This is a genomic window from Streptomyces sp. NPDC015345 (assembly GCF_043078805.1).
Classification (GTDB): Bacteria; Actinomycetota; Actinomycetes; order Streptomycetales; family Streptomycetaceae; genus Streptomyces.
In genome coordinates this window covers 14,444-33,158 of the sequence record NZ_JBIBTX010000002.1, presented here as the reverse complement: position 1 = coordinate 33,158, position 18,715 = coordinate 14,444, and the positions used below count along the sequence as shown (strand labels likewise).

16 protein-coding genes are annotated in these 18,715 nt (G+C 71.8%); 5 read left to right on the top strand and 11 right to left on the bottom strand.

The window, feature by feature from the left end:
• Nucleotides 1-123: 123 nt before the first annotated feature.
• Complete coding sequence (gene recX, locus ACF062_RS06585; protein ID WP_392136624.1) at nt 124-930, bottom strand: recombination regulator RecX; 807 nt, start codon at nt 928-930, stop codon at nt 124-126.
• Between the two features lie 3 nt (nt 931-933).
• Nucleotides 934-2,067 carry a recombinase RecA gene (gene recA, locus ACF062_RS06580; protein ID WP_223777149.1) on the bottom strand — a complete coding sequence of 378 codons (1,134 nt, stop codon included), beginning with the start codon at nt 2,065-2,067 and terminating at the stop codon, nt 934-936.
• Between the two features lie 301 nt (nt 2,068-2,368).
• Between recA and ACF062_RS06575 the strand changes: the two genes are divergently transcribed.
• On the top strand, nt 2,369-3,502 hold the full coding sequence (locus ACF062_RS06575; protein ID WP_392137665.1) for a winged helix DNA-binding domain-containing protein: 1,134 nt from the start codon (nt 2,369-2,371) through the stop codon (nt 3,500-3,502).
• A 72-nt stretch (nt 3,503-3,574) separates the two neighbouring features.
• Here ACF062_RS06575 and ACF062_RS06570 read toward each other — a convergent pair whose 3' ends face one another.
• On the bottom strand, nt 3,575-4,849 hold the full coding sequence (locus ACF062_RS06570) for an AI-2E family transporter (protein WP_392136621.1): 1,275 nt from the start codon (nt 4,847-4,849) through the stop codon (nt 3,575-3,577).
• 104 nt (nt 4,850-4,953) lie between these two features.
• A complete protein-coding gene (locus tag ACF062_RS06565) occupies nt 4,954-5,148 on the bottom strand; it encodes a DUF3046 domain-containing protein (RefSeq protein WP_127910735.1) in 195 nt (64 codons plus the stop codon).
• 79 nt (nt 5,149-5,227) lie between these two features.
• Between ACF062_RS06565 and ACF062_RS06560 the strand changes: the two genes are divergently transcribed.
• From ACF062_RS06560 to ACF062_RS06545, 4 genes are all read left to right on the top strand, one after another.
• Complete coding sequence (locus ACF062_RS06560; protein WP_392136619.1) at nt 5,228-6,202, top strand: hypothetical protein; 975 nt, start codon at nt 5,228-5,230, stop codon at nt 6,200-6,202.
• Between the two features lie 152 nt (nt 6,203-6,354).
• Nucleotides 6,355-11,043 carry an ATP-dependent helicase gene (locus ACF062_RS06555; RefSeq protein WP_392136617.1) on the top strand — a complete coding sequence of 1,563 codons (4,689 nt, stop codon included), beginning with the start codon at nt 6,355-6,357 and terminating at the stop codon, nt 11,041-11,043.
• Nucleotides 11,044-11,217: 174 nt separating this feature from the next.
• Nucleotides 11,218-12,018 carry a DNA-formamidopyrimidine glycosylase family protein gene (locus tag ACF062_RS06550; RefSeq protein ID WP_392136615.1) on the top strand — a complete coding sequence of 267 codons (801 nt, stop codon included), beginning with the start codon at nt 11,218-11,220 and terminating at the stop codon, nt 12,016-12,018.
• A gap of 94 nt (nt 12,019-12,112) precedes the next feature.
• Complete coding sequence (locus tag ACF062_RS06545; protein WP_392136613.1) at nt 12,113-12,943, top strand: SDR family NAD(P)-dependent oxidoreductase; 831 nt, start codon at nt 12,113-12,115, stop codon at nt 12,941-12,943.
• Here ACF062_RS06545 and ACF062_RS06540 read toward each other — a convergent pair.
• The 7 genes from ACF062_RS06540 to ACF062_RS06510 form a co-directional block, all read right to left on the bottom strand.
• On the bottom strand, nt 12,891-13,268 hold the full coding sequence (locus ACF062_RS06540) for a hypothetical protein (protein WP_392137664.1): 378 nt from the start codon (nt 13,266-13,268) through the stop codon (nt 12,891-12,893). The two genes, ACF062_RS06545 and ACF062_RS06540, sit on opposite strands and share 53 nt — an antisense overlap.
• A gap of 191 nt (nt 13,269-13,459) precedes the next feature.
• Nucleotides 13,460-13,930 carry a Dps family protein gene (locus ACF062_RS06535; protein WP_223777142.1) on the bottom strand — a complete coding sequence of 157 codons (471 nt, stop codon included), beginning with the start codon at nt 13,928-13,930 and terminating at the stop codon, nt 13,460-13,462.
• A gap of 328 nt (nt 13,931-14,258) precedes the next feature.
• Nucleotides 14,259-14,633 carry a helix-turn-helix domain-containing protein gene (locus ACF062_RS06530; protein WP_055529762.1) on the bottom strand — a complete coding sequence of 125 codons (375 nt, stop codon included), beginning with the start codon at nt 14,631-14,633 and terminating at the stop codon, nt 14,259-14,261.
• Nucleotides 14,634-14,742: 109 nt separating this feature from the next.
• Nucleotides 14,743-15,294, bottom strand: a complete 552-nt coding sequence (locus ACF062_RS06525) for a CinA family protein (protein ID WP_392137663.1) — start codon at nt 15,292-15,294, stop codon at nt 14,743-14,745.
• A 26-nt stretch (nt 15,295-15,320) separates the two neighbouring features.
• Nucleotides 15,321-16,022 carry a CDP-diacylglycerol--glycerol-3-phosphate 3-phosphatidyltransferase gene (gene pgsA, locus ACF062_RS06520; protein WP_223777140.1) on the bottom strand — a complete coding sequence of 234 codons (702 nt, stop codon included), beginning with the start codon at nt 16,020-16,022 and terminating at the stop codon, nt 15,321-15,323.
• The gene (gene rimO / locus ACF062_RS06515) at nt 16,019-17,491 is read right to left on the bottom strand and encodes a 30S ribosomal protein S12 methylthiotransferase RimO (protein WP_392136610.1); all 1,473 of its coding nucleotides are present in this window, start codon (nt 17,489-17,491) and stop codon (nt 16,019-16,021) included. The genes pgsA and rimO overlap by 4 nt, the downstream gene beginning before the upstream one ends.
• Nucleotides 17,492-17,629: 138 nt before the next feature.
• Nucleotides 17,630-18,532 (bottom strand): helix-turn-helix domain-containing protein, encoded by a 903-nt coding sequence (locus ACF062_RS06510; RefSeq protein WP_392136607.1) that lies wholly within the window; start codon nt 18,530-18,532, stop codon nt 17,630-17,632.
• Between the last annotated feature and the right edge of the window lie 183 nt (nt 18,533-18,715).

Sequence of the window (18,715 nt, the reverse complement as noted above, 5' to 3'; positions counted from 1 at the left end):
CATGGTCCTGTGCACTGCGGTGGCCCGGCGTCTCCGCAGGGGGGTTAACCCCACCCCGCGGAGCGCTAGTTGGGGTACGCGGATCGTTCCGGGTGCCGCCCCACCCCCGTGGGAGCGGCGCCCTCAGAACGCCTCGTACCCCAAGTCCTCGGTGTCCTCGCCCTCTTCCTCCAGGGCCTGCCGGACCACTCTGAGCGCCATGCCTTCCCCGTAGCCCTTGCGGGCGAGCATGCCCGCGAGGCGACGGAGCCGCTTGTCGCGGTCGAGGCCGCGCGTGGAACGGAGCTTGCGGGCGACCAGCTCCCGCGCGGTCGCCTCCTCCTGCTCCGAGTCGAGCTGCCCCACGGCTTCGTCGATCAGCGTGGATTCCACGCCCTTGGTGCGCAGCTCCCGGGCGAGCGCCCGGCGGGCCAGGCCTCGGCCGTGATGCCGGGACTCCACCCAGGCATCCGCGAAGGCGCTGTCGTTGATCAGCCCGACCTCTTCGAAGCGGGAGAGGACTTCCTCCGCCACGTCGTCGGGGATCTCCCGCTTGCGCAGCGCGTCGGCGAGCTGCTTGCGCGTGCGCGGGGTACCGGTGAGCAGGCGCAGACAGATCGCCCGCGCCCGCTCAGCCGGATCCCCCGTCGACGGTTCCCCCTTCTCGGCCCTCGACGAGGAAGGGGGGCCGCCGTCCTGGTGGTCGCCGAAGCCGCCACGCCGTCGGCGACGTCCACCGCTCCGGCCGGTGCCGCCCTCCCGGTGGCCGTCACCGCCCCGGAAGCCCGTCCGGTCATCGCCGTGGGAACCGGTCTCGTCACCGTCCTGGAAGCCGCGGCCGTCGTACGGGCCGACGCCACCCTGATCCACACCGCCCCCGTGGCCCCGCCCCGCGGCGCCGGGGCGGCTTTCGGGGGCGGGGTGGTCCGCCCAGTCCGTTCGCCGTGTCACGGGCTAGCTCTTGGCCGCCGCGGCCTTGGACTTGGTGGCCTTGGCCGCCGGCGCGGGCACCGTCTTGGCGGCGTCCTCGGCCGGAGCCGCGCCCGCCGCACCCGCCGCGTCCGCGCCCGGCTCGGCGACCGGAGCCTCGGGCTTCACGCCGACGCCCAGCTTCTCCTTGATCTTCCTCTCGATCTCGTTGGCGAGGTCGGGGTTGTCCTTCAGGAAGTTGCGGGCGTTCTCCTTGCCCTGGCCGAGCTGGTCGCCCTCGTACGTGTACCAGGCGCCCGCCTTGCGGACGAAGCCGTGCTCGACGCCCATGTCGATCAGGCCGCCCTCACGGCTGATGCCCTGGCCGTAGAGGATGTCGAACTCGGCCTGCTTGAAGGGCGGCGCGACCTTGTTCTTGACGACCTTCACGCGGGTGCGGTTGCCCACCGCGTCCGTGCCGTCCTTCAGGGTCTCGATGCGGCGGATGTCCATGCGCACCGAGGCATAGAACTTCAGCGCCCGACCACCGGTGGTGGTCTCCGGGGAGCCGAACATGACGCCGATCTTCTCGCGGAGCTGGTTGATGAAGATCGCCGTGGTCTTGGACTGGTTGAGCGCGCTGGTGATCTTCCGGAGCGCCTGGCTCATCAGGCGGGCCTGGAGACCCACGTGCGAGTCGCCCATCTCGCCCTCGATCTCCGCGCGCGGCACCAGGGCGGCGACGGAGTCGATGACGATGAGGTCGAGGGCGCCGGAGCGGACCAGCATGTCGACGATCTCGAGTGCCTGCTCGCCGTTGTCCGGCTGGGACAGGATGAGGTTGTCGATGTCGACGCCGAGCTTCTTCGCGTACTCGGGGTCGAGGGCGTGCTCCGCGTCCACGAAGGCCACGGCGCCGCCCGCCCGCTGGGCGTTGGCCACGGCGTGCAGCGTGAGGGTCGTCTTACCGGAGGATTCCGGTCCGTACACCTCCACCACACGGCCGCGGGGGATGCCGCCGACGCCGAGGGCGACGTCGAGCGCGGTCGACCCGGTGGGGATGACCTCGATGGGCTCATTCGGCCGCTCGCCCATGCGCATCACTGCGCCCTTGCCGAACTGCCGTTCAATCTGTGCGAGCGCGGCGTCGAGCGCCTTCTCGCGGTCGGTTCCTGCCATGGGTTCCACCCGATTTGCTTGAGTCGATCGCTTCACGTCAAAGACGCTAACGCCTGCCACTGACAATCCGCCCCGACGCCCGTCCAGCCTGTGGATAACTCAAGGCCGTCCCTCACCGAAATCCTGCGTAGCGGGCCAGGGATCCTCCCTCGCGCCCCTGGAAAATGACCGCCGGACGCCCTATAAGAATGGATGTTCGATTTTAGTGTCAAGCGTGGCACGCCGCACCGCCCGGCGATCCGGGACGGCGGCTCGAACCCTGGCTGGCGCGCGGTGCTGCGAGGCAGAATCCTCCGCTGTGATGATCACCGCGGACGAACTCAACCGGGCCACCCTCGGCCGCCAGCTGCTGCTGAAGCGCGAGCCACTGACCGTCCAGGACGGGATACGGCGCGTGGTCGCGCTCCAGGCGCAGCACCCGGCCTCGCCGTACGTCGCGCTCTGGAACCGGCTCGCCGACTTCGCTCCCGGCGAGCTCGACGCCGCCTTCACCGAGCGCACGGTGATCAAGGCGACCCTCATGCGGATCACGCTGCACGCCGCGCACGGTGACGACTACCGGGACTTCCGCGAGGCGATGCAGCCGACGCTGTACGGTTCCCGGCTCGGCCACCGCTTCGCCGCGACGGGCCTGACGCCCGCGGACGGCGAGGAGCTGGTGCCGGAGCTGCTGGCCTTCGCCGACCGCCCGCGGACCTCGGCCGAGATGCAGGCGTGGGTCGAGGAGCGGCTCGGCGCCGAGAAGGCGGCCGGGGCGTGGTGGGGGCTGAAGGCGTACGCGCCGCTGCACCACGCCGCGACCGGCGCCCCGTGGTCGTTCGGCGTCCGGCCGTCTTTCGTGGCGGCCGATGCCGGGCCCCCTCCCACAGGGCGGGCGGTGCGGCCGGAGGCGTTGCGCGCCCTTCTCCTGCGGTACCTGGCCGGCTTCGGGCCCGCTTCGGTGGCGGACATGGCCCAGTTCTCCATGGTGCAGAGGGCGCCCGTCCGTGCGGCACTCCGCACCCTGGAGGGGACCGTCGAGGCGCTCCAGGGGCCGGACGGCGGCACCCTCTTCGATCTCCCCGGCGCTCCCCGCCCGGCCGCGGACACACCCGCCCCGCCCCGTCTTCTGGCGATGTGGGACAGCGTCCTGCTGGCCTACGCCGACCGCAGCCGGGTGATACCCCCGGCCTACCGCCCCCTGGTGATCCGCAACAACGGCGACGTGCTGCCCACCCTGCTGGTGGACGGCCGTGTCGCCGGGGTGTGGCGGCAGGTGGACGGCGCCATCGAGGCCACGGCCTTCCACCCCCTGTCCGCCGAGACCTGGGACGGACTCGCCACGGAGGCCCGCTCCCTGCTGGCGCTCCTCACCGGCCGCGAGACGAAGGTCTACAGCCGCCACCATTACTGGTGGGCCAAGCTCCCCGAGGCCGAGGTCCGGTTGCTGGCGTAGCGAGCGGACGTGTGGGGCCTCCTGTCCTGCTGAGGTGCCCTGGACGTCGGTCGCGCACGACGCCGCCGCAGGCTACGGACGCCCGTCCGGCTTCGGCCTCGTCTCGGACTCCGCCGCCGCCCCCGGTTCGTTCGGCCCGCCCAAAGCGCGCCGCACGCGCGCGAGGAGGGTCGGTCCGACCCTGCGCCGGTGACCGTGCACCCGGGGGTCGTCGGTGACGTCGTACCGCTTCACGTACGCCCCGAGGAAGGCCTGAAGGGTCGCGACGGCGGGGATGGCGATAAGCGCACCGACCGCTCCTAGGAGTGCCGTCCCCGCGATGACCGACCCGAAGGCGACCGCGGGGTGGATGTCCACGCTCTTGGCGGTGAGCTTCGGCTGCAGCACGTAGTTCTCGAACTGCTGGTAGATCACGACGAAGATCAGTACCCAGAGCGCGTACCAGGGATCGACCGTGAAGGCGATCAGCATCGGCAGGGCGCCCGCCAGATATGTGCCGATGGTGGGGATGAACTGGGAGACCAGGCCCACCCACACCGCGAGCACGGGCGCGTAGGGGACATCGAGCGTCTGGAGCAGGATGTAGTGGGCGATCCCTGAGATCAGCGCCATCAGCCCGCGCGAGTACAGATAACCGCCGGTCTTGTCGACCGCGATCTCCCAGGCGCGCAGCACCTCGGCCTGCCTGGCGGGCGGCAGCACCGAGCACAGCGCGCGCCGCAGCCGCGGTCCGTCGGCCGCGAAGTAGAACGAGAACAGCAGGATCGTCAGGAGCTGGAAGAGGCCGCCGAGGACCTGCGCGGAGACGTCCAGGACGCCGCTGGCGCTGTTCTGCACGTACTTCTGGAGCCAGTCGGAGTGGACCAGGCTGTCCTGCACCTCGACGCGGGAGAGGTCCGTGTGAAACGTCTGGTTGATCCAGCTGATGACCTTGTCGAGGTAGTCGGGGAAGTCCTCGACCATGTCCACGATCTGTCCGGCGAGCATCGAGCCCATCAGCGTGACGAAGCCCGCGCTCACGATCATGACGCCCATGAAGACGATGAACGTGGCGAAGCCCCTGCGCAGCCCGCGCGCCGCCATCCAGCTCACCGCCGGCTCGACCGCGAGGGCCAGGAAGAACGCGATCAGGACATTGATCAGCAGCCCCGTCAGTTGGTGGAAGGCCCAACTGCCCAGTTGGAAGCAGGCGATGAGCGCGAGAGCGAGCACCATGGCGCGTGGCAGCCAGCGCGGCATGTGGGCGCCGTTCCCCGCCTCGGCATCGGCGGGGGGCCGCGGGGGTGGCGGCGTGCCGAACGGAGCGATGTCCTGGGTGACCTGCGCGGTCTCGTCTGTGGATGCCACGGGCCCAGTCTCGCCCACGCCGCCTGCAAACGGCCGCCGCCCCCGCATCTTGGGACGGCCCACGCGCGCGTGGTGCCCTTCGGCGTGAACCAACCGCCCTGAAGTCAGCGCTTTTCGGCCGGTACGTCCATGGCCGTGCAGACCGCGCGCCACACGTCCTTGGCGTCCCAGCCCGCGTCCAGCGCCTCATTGACCGTGCGGCCGCCCAGTTCCGACATCACGTGATCGCGCGCGAACGAGTCGGCGTACCCCGCTCCGAAGTGAGCCGCCATCCGCTGCCAGAAAACCGTCAACCGCATGCCTTCAGTATCGCGCCCCTGAGAGTGCAGCCGGGCTCAGGGGGCTTGCCGGGGCCGCTTTCCGCCCTACGGTCGGGACATGGCCGAAACCGGAGCATCCCCCGACCCAGTGCCCTCCCCCGGCGCGGCGCCCTCCCCGGTAGCCCGCGCCGAGCACTTCGTCTGGCTCACCGCGCGCGTCCTGGAGCAGCGGCGGTTCGCGTACCACTTCCCCACGAAGGCCGTCGGCACGGGCCGCGACCAGGCCGCGGACGCGGTGGAGACCGCCCTCGCCGCGTACGCCACCGCGGACGGCGGGTACGGCTACGCGCTCGAACCCGATCTGCGGGGTCCCGTGAGCCAGCCGCTGCACACCGGGCACGCGCTGCGGGTCCTGGACTCGATCCGACGCTGCGGCGGGCAGCGGGTGGAGCGCGTGTGCCGCTATCTGACGGCGGTCTCGACACCTGAGGGCGCTCTCCCCGCGATCCATCCCAGCCAGCGCGGCTACCCTTCGGCGCCGTTCGTGCCCATCGTGGACGACCCGCCCAGCGAGCTGCTCGCCACCGGACCCGTGGTGGGCCTGCTGCACCGGAACGACGTGTGGCACGCCTGGCTCTTCCGGGCCACGGACTTCTGCTGGGCGGCCGTCGAATCGCTGGAGAAGTCGCACCCCTACGAAGTCCAGGCGGCGGTCGCCTTCCTGGACGGCGTGCCCGACCGCTCGCGCGCGCAGGCCGCCGCCGACCGCCTCGGCCGCCTCGTGCGCGAGCAGCGCCTGGCCGCATTGGACCCGGATGACCTGGACGCGTATCCAGTGTCGCCGGGGTACGCGCCGGGCGAGCACCACTTCCCGCACGACTTCGCGAAGGTCCCCGAGTCGCTCGCGCGCGCGTGGTTCACCGACGCCGAGATGGAGCGCTCGCTCGACTTCCTGGCGCGGGAACAGCGGGAGGACGGCGGCTGGCCGATCCGCTGGCGGCAGTGGGCGCCGGGTACGGCCTTCGAGTCGCGTCCGATCGTGACGATCGAGGCGCTGCGCACGCTGCGGGCGTACGGGCGGCCCATCGACTGAGCCGTCGGCCGCCCTCGGGTCGGCGCCGCGGCAGGGCGGGCGGCACCGGCGGCCGTCACCCCCTCGTCTCCGCTCCCCTCTCCTCGCCCCCGGCGCGACACCCATTTCCGCAGGTCGACGCCGTTGTCAGTGGCGGGGTGCACGATGGGGTCATGGTCAGCTCCACGTCCGGTGCCCACGGCGCCCTCGACGCGTTCTCCCCCGCGACCCGCGGCTGGTTCACGGGGGCTTTCTCCGCGCCCACCTCCGCCCAGACCGGCGCTTGGCGGGCGATCGCCGAGGGGTCCGACGTGCTGGTCGTGGCGCCCACGGGATCCGGCAAGACCCTGGCCGCGTTCTTGGCCGCGCTGGACCAGCTGGCCTCGACCCCGCCGCCCGCGGACCCGAAGAAGCGCTGCCGGGTGCTGTACGTCTCCCCGCTCAAAGCCCTCGCGGTCGACGTGGAGCGCAACCTGCGCAGTCCCTTGACCGGCATCCGCCAAGAGGCCGTGCGCCTCGGCATGCCCGAGCCGGAGGTGCGCGTCGGCATCCGCTCGGGTGACACCCCTGCCGCCGAGCGCCGTGCCCTGGCGACCCGCCCGCCGGACATCCTGATCACCACCCCCGAGTCGCTCTTCCTGATGCTCACCTCGGCCACACGGGAGGCGCTCACCGGCATCGAGACGGTGATCCTCGACGAGGTGCACGCCGTCGCGGGCACCAAGCGCGGCGCCCATCTCGCCCTGTCCCTGGAGCGGCTGGACGAGCTGCTGCCGAAGCCCGCGCGTCGCATCGGCCTCTCGGCGACGGTGCGGCCGGTGGACGAGGTGGCGCGCTATCTCTCCCCGAAGCGGAAGGTGGAGATCGTCCAGCCGCCGTCCGGCAAGGAGTTCGACCTTTCGGTGGTCGTCCCGGTCGAGGATCTCGGCGAGTTGGGCGGCTCCCCGGTCGCCGATTCCGGGGACGGCGGGGGCCCGGCGGCGGAGCGTCCCTCGATCTGGCCGCACGTCGAGGAGCGCATCACCGACCTCGTCCAGGCGCACCGCTCGACGATCGTCTTCGCCAACTCCCGCCGCCTGGCCGAGCGCCTGTGCAACCGCCTCAACGAAATCGCCTACGAACGGGCGACCGGGGAGGCCCTCCCCGAGGACCACTCCCCGGCGGAGCTGATGGCCGAGTCAGGAGCCGCCAAGGGCGCCCCGCCGGTCTTGGCGCGCGCCCATCATGGCTCGGTCTCCAAGGAGCAGCGCGCCCAGGTGGAGGAGGACCTGAAGGCGGGCAGGCTGCCGGCCGTCGTCGCCACGTCCAGCCTGGAGCTGGGCATCGACATGGGCGCGGTCGACCTGGTCGTGCAGGTCGAGTCGCCGCCGTCCGTCGCCTCCGGGCTCCAGCGCGTGGGCCGCGCGGGCCACCAGGTGGGCGCTGTCTCCACCGGGGTCGTCTTCCCCAAGTACCGCGGCGACCTGGTCCAGGCCGCCGTCGTCACGGAGCGGATGCGCACGGGTTCCATCGAGTCACTGCGCGTCCCGGCCAATCCTCTGGACGTGCTTGCGCAGCAGCTGGTGGCGATGGTCGCGCTCGACACCTGGCAGGTCGACGACCTCCTGACGGTGGTCCGCCGGGCCGCCTCCTTCGCCTCGCTCCCGGAGTCCGCCTTCACGGCCGTGCTCGACATGCTCGCGGGTCGCTACCCCTCCGACGCCTTCGCGGAGCTGCGGCCCCGCGTGGTCTGGGACCGCGTGGCGGGCACGGTCACGGGGCGGCCCGGCGCGCAGCGCCTCGCGGTCACCTCCGGAGGCACGATCCCCGACCGCGGCCTCTTCGGGGTCTTCCTCGCGGGCGCCGACCCCAAGAAGGGCGGCGGCCGCGTCGGAGAGCTCGACGAGGAGATGGTGTACGAGTCCCGGATCGGTGACGTCTTCACGCTCGGCACCAGCTCCTGGCGCATCGAGGACATCACCCGAGACCGCGTCCTCGTCTCCCCCGCTCCCGGTGTCCCTGGCCGGCTGCCCTTCTGGAAGGGCGACCAGCTGGGCCGCCCGCTCGAACTGGGCCGTGCGCTCGGCGCGTTCCTCAGGGAGGTCGGCGCGCTCTCGCGGGAGGACGCGCGCGTGCGGCTGCTCGCCGCGGGGCTCGACTCCTGGGCCGCCGACAACGTCCTGTCGTACCTCGCGGAACAGCGCGAGGCGTGCGGGCACATCCCGGACGACCGCACGATCGTGGTCGAGCGGTTCCGTGACGAGCTGGGCGACTGGCGGGTCGTCGTGCACTCCCCCTTCGGCGCCCAGGTACATGCCCCGTGGGCCCTCGCCCTGGGCGCCCGCCTGACCGAGCGGTACGGCATGGACGCCCAGGTCATGCACGCCGACGACGGCATCGTGCTGCGCCTGCCGGACGCCGACCTGATGGGCCTGGACCTCCTCGACCAGGACCCGACCGGGCCCCCTGTGGAGTACGACGCGGAGAAGGCTCCCGTAGGCGCCGGTGACGTCGTCTTCGACAAGGGCGAGGTCAACCAGATCGTCACCGACCAGGTGGGCGGCTCGGCCCTGTTCGCCTCCCGCTTCCGGGAGTGCGCCGCCCGCGCCCTGCTGTTGCCGCGCCGCAGCCCCGGCAAGCGCACCCCTCTGTGGCAGCAGCGCCAGCGCGCCGCCCAACTGCTCGAAGTGGCGAGCGAGTACGGGTCGTTCCCGATCGTCCTGGAGGCCGTCAGGGAGTGCCTCCAGGACGTCTTCGACGTACCGGGCCTCACGGAACTGATGGGCGACATCGAGTCCCGCAGCGTCCGCCTCGTCGAGGTCACCACTCCCGAGCCCTCCCCCTTCGCCCGCTCCCTCCTGTTCGGATACGTGGCGCAGTTCCTGTACGAGGGCGACTCCCCCCTGGCCGAGCGGCGCGCGGCGGCCCTCTCCCTGGACTCCCACCTGCTCGCGGAGCTGCTCGGCCAGGCGGAGCTGCGCGAGCTGCTCGACGCGGATGTCCTCGCCGAGCTGGAGCAGGAGCTCCAGTGGCGCACGGAGGACCGGCGGATCAAGGACTCCGAAGGCGTCGCCGACCTGCTGCGGCTGCTCGGACCGCTCACCGATGCCGAGCTGGCCGAGCGCGGCGCCGAGGCCGAGTGGGCGGCCGAGCTGGGCTCCGCCCGCCGCGCCATCCGGGTCCGCATCGCCGGGGCTGACCACTGGGCGGCGATCGAGGACGCGGGCCGCCTGCGGGACGCCCTCGGCACGGCCCTGCCCGTGGGGGTCCCCGAAGCGTTCACCGAGCCGGTCAAGGACCCCCTCGGCGACCTCCTGGCCCGCTTCGCCCGCACGCACGGCCCGTTCACCTCCGCCACCGCCGCCGCCCGCTTCGGCCTCGGGACCGCGGTCACGGAGGGCGCGCTGCAACGCCTCGCGGCGAACGGCCGTGTCGTACAAGGAGAGTTCCACCCCGCGGGCATCGGCCAGGAGTGGTGCGACGCCACGGTCCTGCGCCGTCTGCGCCGCCGCTCCCTGGCGGCCCTGCGGCATGAGCTGGAGCCGGTGCCTCCGTCGGCGCTCGCCCAGTTCCTGCCCCAGTGGCAGCACCTGAGCGGCCATGGGCTGCGCGGCATCGACGGGCTGGTGCGCGCCGTCGAGCAGTTGCAGGGGGCGACCGTCCCGGCCTCCGCCCTCGAAAAGCTCGTCCTGCCCTCGCGCGTCTCCGGCTACACCCCCGCCATGCTCGACGAACTCACCGCGGCCGGCGAGGTGGTCTGGGCGGGCGCCGGATCCCTGCCGGGAAAGGACGGCTGGGTCTCCCTCTACCTGGCCGACACGGCGCCCCTGCTCCTGCCGCCGGCTCACCCCTTGGAGCTCACGGCCCTGCACCAATCCGTGCTGGACACCCTCTCCGGGGGGTACGGCCTGTTCTTCCGCCAGATCGCCGACCAGGTCCGCGCGACCACGCACCCGGAGGCCTCCGATCCGCAGCTGGCCGACGCGATCTGGGAGCTGGCCTGGTCAGGACGGCTCACGAACGACACGCTCGCCCCGATGCGTTCGCTCCTCGGCTCCGGGCGCACCGCGGGCTCCACGGCCCACCGCGCCAAGCGAGGCATCCCGCGCGGGCGCTACGGCTCCTTGACCGCCGCCGCCCGCACCGCCACGCGCACCGTCTCCCGCACCGGCCCCCCGACGGTCGCGGGCCGATGGTCGCTGCTCCCGGAGCGTGAGCCCGACCCGACGCTGCGCGCCCACGCCCTGGCCCGCACCCTCCTGGACCGGCACGGCGTGGTCACTCGCGGCGCGGTGGCCGCGGAAGGCGTGGAAGGCGGCTTCTCGGCGACGTACCGGGTCCTGTCCGCCTTCGAGGACAGCGGTCAGGCCCGGCGGGGTTACGTCGTGGAGGGGCTCGGCGCGGCCCAGTTCGCGATGGACGGCGCGGTGGACCGCCTGCGCGCCACGGCGAACACCCGGGAGCGTACGGACAGCACCCGGCCCTCCGACGCCCAGGCCGCCGTCGTCCTCGCCGCCGCCGACCCCGCCAACGCGTACGGCGCCGCCCTGTCCTGGCCCGAGCCACCGACCGGCGCGAGCCACAAGCCCGGCCGCAAGGCGGGCTCCCTGGTGGTTCTGGTCGACGGCGAACTGACGCTCTATATGGAGCGCGGCGGCAAGACGCTCCTGGCCTGGCCCGCGACCCCGGAGGACCCGGTCACCGAGGACCCCCGCCTGCACGCCGCCGCCGAAGCCCTGGCCTCAGCCGCCCGAGCCGGCTCGCTCGGCACGGTCACGGTGGAGCGGGTCAACGGCGCCGCGGCCCTGACCTCCCCTTTCGCCCCTCTCCTGGAAGGAGCCGGCTTCCACGCCACCCCCCGGGGCCTGCGACTGCGCGCATAGCCTCGACCTCCACCACCGGCCAGCCAGGCCATGCCTCACGGCCAGCCGCAGGTCCCGCGCAGACTCAGCGCAGGGCTGCGCCCTCAAGCCCGACCTAGCCGGGGACTCAGCGCAGGGCTGCGCCCCCGAACCCGCCCCAACCCCCACCCCGCCCCTCCATGCCACCCTGGACCCATGCCCGAAGGCGACACCGTCCACCAGGCAGCCCGGCGTCTGCACACCGCCCTCGCCGGGCACGCCCTCACGCGCTCCGACCTCCGCGTCCCCAAGCTCGCGACGGTCGACCTCACCGGACGCACCGTCCTGGACGTGACCGCACGCGGCAAGCACCTCCTCACCCGGATCGAGGGCGGGCTCACCCTGCACTCGCACCTGCGCATGGACGGCATCTGGCGCATCTACGCCCCCGGGGAGCCCTGGCGCGGCGGCCCGGGGCACCAGATCCGGGCGATCCTCGGCACCGCGGAGCGCATCGCCGTCGGCTACCGCCTGCCCGTCCTCGACCTGCTCCGTACCGCCGACGAGGACAAGGCCGTGGGCCACCTGGGCCCCGACCTCCTCGGCCCCGACTGGGACCCTGAGCGTGCGCTGGAGAACGTCCTCGCGACGCCCGACCGCGCCCTCGGCGAGGCCCTGCTGGACCAGCGCAACCTCGCGGGCATCGGCAACATCTACAAGAGCGAACTCTGCTTCCTCCTGGGCACCACCCCCTGGCTCCCCGTAGGTGAACTCCCCGAGGAGACGGCCGCCCGCCTGCCCGGCCTCGCGAAGAAGCTCCTGGAAGCCAACCGCGACCGCCCTTCCCGCACCACCACCGGCCGCCCCCGCACCGGTCAGCGCCTGTACGTGTACGGCCGCGCGCCCCGCCCCTGCCTGCGCTGCGGCACCTCGATCCGCGTGGCGGAGCAGGGCGACGGCTCCCGCAGTCGCCCCACCTACTGGTGCCCTACTTGCCAGCGGGGCCCGACCCCCTGACGTACCCCTCCCCCGACACACACGCCCCGGCCCAGACCCAGGCCGCCGCACCCACCTAGTTGACGCCCCGTCAGCTCCGCCGTACCGTCCCGTCATGGCCGTCAAGGCGTATGACCTCACCGGGCGCACCGCATTCGTCACCGGCGCCGCGAGCGGCATCGGCCGCGCCTCGGCTCTGCTCCTGGCCGAGGCGGGCGCCACCGTCCACTGCGCCGACCGCGACGCCCGGAAACTCCACGAGACCGCGGCACTCATCAAGGCGGCCGGCGGCGAGGCCCACGCCTACGAACTCGACGTCGCCGACAAAGAGCAGATCGACCGAGCCGTGGCGCAAGCCGCGGCCGCGGCCACCACCGGCACAGGCTCAGGCACAGACACAGGCACCGGCACCGGCACCGGCACCGGCCGACTCGACATCATGGCGGCCATCGCCGGAATCATGCACAGCGGCCCGGTCCTGGAGACCCGCGAGAAGGACCTCGACCGGGTCCTGGACATCAACTTCAAGGGCGTCCTGTACGCGTGCCAGGCCGCGGCCCGAGCCATGATCGAGGCGGGTACGGGCGGCAGCATCATCACCATGGCCTCGGGAGCCGTGGACACCGGCGGCCCCGGCCTCCTCTGCTACGGGGCGTCGAAGGCAGCTGTCGTACAGCTCACGAAGACCTTGGCGACGGAGGTCGGCCCGCACGCCATCCGGGTCAACGCCGTGGCGCCGGGCTGGATCCGCACTCCGATGACCGAGCGCCACGACAGCCAGGCCCAGGCGCATACGGAAGAGGTCATGACGCGCATGGCACCCCTGGGCCGCGTCGGCGAACCGGACGACATCGCGCACGCCGTGCTGCACCTCGCGGCCGACGCCTCGTCCTTCACGACAGGCCAGATCCTCCGCCCGAACGGCGGCGTCGCCATGCCTTGGTAGCACGCCACCGCACCCCGGCGCCCTGCTCCCGCCAGGCACTGCGCCCCGCACGCCGTGAAGCCACCCCCGCACGCTTCAAAGCCGCCCCCGCACGCCGCGAAGCCGACCGCGCCCGCACCCCCGAAGCTCCCGCACCCGTCACCCGCCCCTCCGCCCGCCCCTTCGGCACACAGTGCACAGGAAGCAGACTCAACCCCCACCCCCCAGCCGCGACGGCCCCCTCCAGCGCCCCCGCGTCGGGCGCGAGGGCGAGCCGCAGTACTCCCCACCACCACACCACGCCGACCGCGACGAGAGGCGCCCACCGCACCACCCGCCACGTCACGACTATTCCGCGCACGGCCGCCACGGCTCTCACCTCCCGCCACGCGAGATCGACGCTAGGCCCCCCGGTTCACCCCGCGGGAGGGCGCATCCGAGGGCGCGCCGACGGCGCGGGAAGCACTACGGCCCCTACGCCACACCACCGGCGGCCGCCACACCACCCCGTACTCCGCCAGGCCTTCCCAGCCCTTCTCAGCCGTTCTCGGCCTGGAACATCCAGTGATGCTTCTCGAGATCGGCCGTGATGCCGATGAAGATGTCCTGGCTGACCGGATCGGCCTCACCGGTCGCGTCGATCCGCTCACGGAAGCGCGTGATCACCGCGCCCAGCGCGTCCACGAGCACCCCGATCGCGTCCGCGTCCTTGATCCAGCCCTCGGGGGTCTTGCCGATGCCGCTGCTCTGCGCCACGGTCGCCGCACGCCCGTCGGGCGAGACACCGAGCGTGGAGGCACGCTCCGCCACCGTGTCGGAGTGCTGCCTTGCGGTGTCGACGACCTCGTCCAGCTGCAGATGTACGGAGCGGAAACGCGGCCCGATGACATTCCAGTGGACCTGCTTGGCCACCAGCGACAGGTCGACCAGGTCCACCAGCGCGCCCTGCAGCGCCTCCGAGACCGTCTTCTGATCCGCGTCGGACAGCGGGCTCTTGGCGACGTACATCTGTCTCCTCCAACTCATCGACGAACGAGTGAAACCCTCATCAACCATGGCACAAGTGGGCTGATATGGCTGATTAGAGGCTTTCAAACCACTTCCGGGCTTCAGCCCGATTAATGCGCTTCAACCCGATTAGTGGGCTTCAAGCCGGTTAACGGGCGTCAACCCGCCTAAGTGGTCTTCTGTCCCGTCCCGGTGCTTCTACACGGGACGTCCGTCCCTTCGGGGAACGCAGAAGGTCCCGACCGGGTACCCGGTCGGGACCTTCACACGCATGAGCGCTCAGCCAGGAAGCACGTCAACGGTCAGCACACGTCACACAACGGCGTCATCACGCCGCGACGACGTCCACCGCCTCGGCCGGCGCCTTGATCGTCACCCGTTCCGGTGGCACACCGGCCACGGAGACAGAATTGAGCATCGGGCGAACCGGCGCGCGCACCGGTTCCGTGACTGCTGCAGACTCAGCCAGCTCCGCGAGCGACAGTTCGTCGCTCACTTCACGCATCAGCTCGGACATCCGTACGTCAAGCGCGTCGCAGATCGCGGAAAGCAGCTCGGAGGAAGCCTCCTTCTGCCCCCGCTCCACCTCGGAGAGATAGCCGAGCGAGACTCGGGCGGACGAGGAGACTTCGCGCAGAGTACGGCCCTGGCGCTGGCGCTGCCGACGCAGCACGTCACCCAGCAGGCGACGGAGCAGAATCATCGGTGGCTCCCTCCTCGGACCGCGTAGCCGCATCCTTCACGCCCCACCGTACCGCCTCGTGCGGCGGCCGTGCGGGGAGCGATGTCGTGTTCACTCAGGGCTGCAAACATCAATTCCCCCCGTTCTGTTCCGTATCCTGTGCCCGCCCGTTCCCGGCAGGTTCGTCCGCGAGCTGCTCCAGCAGCAGCGTCAGCACGCTCCGTACACTCTCCATACGGATTTCCGAACGGTCTCCGTTCAACCGCAGGGCGGCGACTTTCCCCTCGGCTCCGCCACCGGCGTAACCCCGCATACCGTCCAGGCCGGGCCCCGCGACGGCCACGAAGACGGTGCCGACGGGCTTGCCGTCCTGGGAGTCGGGCCCCGCGACACCGGTCGTCGCGATACCCCAGTCGGCGCCGAGCGCCTTGCGCACCCCGACCGCCATCTGCCGGGCAACCTCGGGATCCACGGCTCCGCGTTCGTCCAGCAGAGTGCCCTCGACGCCGAGCACGTCCCGCTTCAGGTCAGTGGCATACGCCGTGACGGACCCCCGGAAGACCACCGAGGCGCCCGGCGCCGCCGTGATCTCCGCGGCCACCAGGCCCCCCGTCAGCGACTCGGCGACGGCCAGCGTCTCGCCGCGCGCGGCCAAGAGCCGCAGCAGCCTGCTCGCCGACATCGCGACAGCCGAGAGTCCGGGGGATGTCACTTCGCTGCCTCCCGGGCGGACTCCGTTGCCGCCGTACGCTCCTCGGCCCTGCCCTGCTTGCGCAGCACCACGGCCTGCTTCACATAGTCGAGCGCGGTCACCACCGTCAGTACGACGGCGACCGCCATCACCCAGAACCGCAGTGTCGCGAGCGGCCCCGTCAGGGCGAGAACGTACATGCCGACCGCCGTGCCCTGCGCGAGCGTCTTCATCTTGCCGCCGCGACTGGCCGGAATGACTCCATAGCGGATCACCCAGAACCGCAGCAGGGTGATGCCGAGCTCACGTCCGAGAATCACCCCGGTGACCCACCAGGGCAAGTCCCCGAGCCACGACAGACAGATCAGCGCGGCCCCCATGATCGCCTTGTCGGCGATGGGGTCGGCGATCTTCCCGAAGTCTGTGACCAGGTTGTATGTGCGTGCCAGATGCCCGTCGAAGAGGTCGGTGATCATGGCGACGGCGAAGGCGGCCCAGGCGAAGGAGCGCCAGGCCGGGTCATATCCGCCGTTGCCGAGAAGCAGCATCACGAAGCCCGGCACGAGCAGCAGCCGGAGCATGGTCAACAGGTTGGCCACATTCCACAGGCTGGCCTGATCGACGGCCACAGCGCCCAGCTTCCCGCCACGCACCGGCTTGGCGCCCGGAGCGCCGTGCGCGCCGGAGCCGCCTGACGCGGATGCCGGGACTCCGGTCATCTGCCGGCCTCCTCTGGACATTCAGCCACCAAGTCCACGCCCTCCGTGCCGACGACCTTTGCCATGACCATACGGCCGACCTGGAGGCCCTCGGAGGCGCCCGGGCCCGTCAGACGGATCTGGCCGTCCGTCTCCGGAGCCTGGTGCTCGGCCCGGCCCAGCGGCCCTTCCTCCTCGTCGAGGGACTCGACGAGGACCTGGACGCTCTCGCCGAGCCGCTCCTCGGCACGCTGCGAGGTGAGGTCCTCGGCGAGCCGCGCGATGTGCGCGAGCCGCTCGTCGACGACGTCCTGGTCGAGCTTCCCGTCGTACGTCGCCGCTTCGGTGCCCTCCTCGTCGGAGTACCCGAAGACGCCGATGGCGTCCAGGCGCGCGCCGTTCAGGAACCGCTCGAGCTCCGCGAGGTCGCCCTCGGTCTCGCCGGGGAAGCCGACGATGAAGTTCGAGCGGACACCGGCCTGCGGCGCCTTGGCCCGAATGGTTTCCAGGAGCTCCAGGAAGCGGTCGGTGTCGCCGAAGCGCCGCATCGCGCGCAGCACGCCGGGCGCGGAGTGCTGGAAGGACAGGTCGAAGTAGGGTGCGACCTTCTCCGTCGAGGTGAGTACGTCGATGAGTCCGGGGCGCATCTCGGCGGGCTGGAGGTAGCTGACGCGCACGCGCTCGATCCCGTCGACGGCGGCCAGCTCGGGCAGGAGGGTCTCCAGGAGCCGGATGTCGCCGAGGTCCTTGCCGTAGGAGGTGTTGTTCTCGGAGACGAGCATGACCTCCTTGACGCCCTGCTCGGCGAGCCAGCGGGTCTCACCGAGGACGTCGGAGGGCCGGCGCGAGATGAAGGAGCCGCGGAAGGACGGGATGGCGCAGAACGAGCAGCGCCGGTCGCAGCCGGAGGCCAGCTTCACCGAGGCGACGGGGCTGCTGCCGAGGCGGCGGCGCAGCGGGGCCCTCGGCCCCGACGCGGGCGCGACGCCCTCGGGCAGGTCCTTGGGGGCCTCCACCGGGGCGTGCCCGGGCAGGGCGACCCCGGCCCCTGCGTCCTGTCGCTCCGCCGGGCTGATCGGCAGGAGCTTGCGCCGGTCACGCGGGGTGTGCGCCTCGACACTGCCGCCGCTCAGGATGGTCTGGAGACGGCCGGAGATGTCGGAGTAGTCGTCGAAGCCGAGCACGCCGTCGGCCTCGGGGAGCGCGTCGGCGAGCTCTTTGCCGTACCGCTCGGCCATGCAGCCGACCGCGACGACGGCCTGGGTCCTGCCATGACCCTTGAGATCGTTGGCTTCGAGCAGGGCGTCGACGGAGTCCTTCTTGGCGGCTTCGACGAAGCCGCAGGTGTTGACGACGGCGACGTCCGCGTCCTCGGCGTCCTCGACGAGCTGCCAGCCATCCGCCTCCAAGCGGCCTGCGAGCTCCTCCGAGTCCACCTCGTTACGGGCGCAGCCAAGAGTGACAAGGGCGACGGTGCGGCGTTCGGGCATGGTCTCAAGACTACTTCGTCCACGCCTCGGCCCCCGCCGCCAGGGTTACCCGGCGGTCGGTACGCGGCCGCCGGGACGTCACCTGGACGTCACCGCGGCCCGCGCCGCTTTGCTGGTCAGTGGCCCAAAGGGGGCCGGTCAGCCGACCTCCGGGTCACCCTTCGTGTAGGAGAGACGCTCGACCTGGCCGGGTTCGAATTCGTTCTCGACCGGCTTGCCGTTCACGTACAGGTTGATCGCGCCCGCGTCACCGAGGATGAGGTCGATCTTCTGCTTGTCCTGGAACGTCTTGGCCTGGCCCTGCTCCAGGACCCCGTCGAAGAGGGTGCGGCCGCTGTGGTCCTTGGCCGAGATCCAGCTGCGGCCGTCAGCGGCGTCGACCTTGACCGTGACCTTGTCGCGGGGCACGCCCGCGATGGCGCTGTCCGACGGGTCGGGCTTGGGGTCGGCGGGCTTGTTGGGCTTGGGCTTGTCCGCGGGCTTGGTGGGGGCGGGCAAGGAGCCCTCGGCGACCGACTTCGACCCACTGCTGTCGTCACCGCCGTTGAACGCGGTGAAACCGACGAAGCCGATCACCGCGACGATCGCGGCGACCATGGCGGCGGTCCAGTTCGGCCGGCGCGGATCGGAGCGGATGCGCTCGGCCTCGAAGAGGGGCGCCGCCGAGGTGGGCACGGGCGGGCGGCCGCCGTGCGCTGCGTCGTACTGCGCGAGGAGCGGCGCCGGATCGAGGTGGACGGCACGCGCCAGCGTTCTGATGTGGCCGCGGGCGTAGACGTCGCCGCCACAGCGGGAGAAGTCGTCCTGCTCGATGGCGTGCACGATGGGGATGCGCACCCGAGTGGACGTGCTGATCTCGTCCACGGTCAGGCCCGCGTCGACGCGGGCCTGCCGCAGCGCGTGGCCGATCGAGGGCCGGTCGTCGGCCGGGGCGTCTTCGGCCTGGCGGTCGTCCGCCGGGCTGTCGTCGGCCGGGCCGGGGAGTCGGTCGAGGCGGTCGTCTGAAGGTCGGTCGTCTTCAGGGGAGTTGCCGATGGACACGGGGGCGCCTTTCGAGCGTGTAGCCACCTGCCGGAGGTTCAGTTTAGGGGGGTCCTGAAAGGGTGGGGCAACCGGAGGGACGGACTTTGTACGCCATCGGAAGGGACGGACATCCTGATGGCGGCACATCGTGCCGTCCCGACATCACTCCGCCCTCTCCCTCAACTTGACGTACGCGGAAGG

Coding starts and splice junctions, on each gene's coding strand:
- ACF062_RS06530 (WP_055529762.1), bottom strand. CDS start 14,633: ATGATTCTGCTCCGTCGCCTGCTGGGTGACGTGCTGCGTCGGCAGCGC.
- ACF062_RS06575 (WP_392137665.1), top strand. CDS start 2,369: ATGATCACCGCGGACGAACTCAACCGGGCCACCCTCGGCCGCCAGCTG.
- rimO (WP_392136610.1), bottom strand. CDS start 17,491: ATGCCCGAACGCCGCACCGTCGCCCTTGTCACTCTTGGCTGCGCCCGT.
- ACF062_RS06555 (WP_392136617.1), top strand. CDS start 6,355: ATGGTCAGCTCCACGTCCGGTGCCCACGGCGCCCTCGACGCGTTCTCC.
- ACF062_RS06545 (WP_392136613.1), top strand. CDS start 12,113: ATGGCCGTCAAGGCGTATGACCTCACCGGGCGCACCGCATTCGTCACC.
- pgsA (WP_223777140.1), bottom strand. CDS start 16,022: ATGACCGGAGTCCCGGCATCCGCGTCAGGCGGCTCCGGCGCGCACGGC.
- ACF062_RS06525 (WP_392137663.1), bottom strand. CDS start 15,294: ATGTCGGCGAGCAGGCTGCTGCGGCTCTTGGCCGCGCGCGGCGAGACG.
- ACF062_RS06565 (WP_127910735.1), bottom strand. CDS start 5,148: ATGCGGTTGACGGTTTTCTGGCAGCGGATGGCGGCTCACTTCGGAGCG.
- ACF062_RS06535 (WP_223777142.1), bottom strand. CDS start 13,930: ATGTACGTCGCCAAGAGCCCGCTGTCCGACGCGGATCAGAAGACGGTC.
- ACF062_RS06550 (WP_392136615.1), top strand. CDS start 11,218: ATGCCCGAAGGCGACACCGTCCACCAGGCAGCCCGGCGTCTGCACACC.
- ACF062_RS06560 (WP_392136619.1), top strand. CDS start 5,228: ATGGCCGAAACCGGAGCATCCCCCGACCCAGTGCCCTCCCCCGGCGCG.
- recA (WP_223777149.1), bottom strand. CDS start 2,067: ATGGCAGGAACCGACCGCGAGAAGGCGCTCGACGCCGCGCTCGCACAG.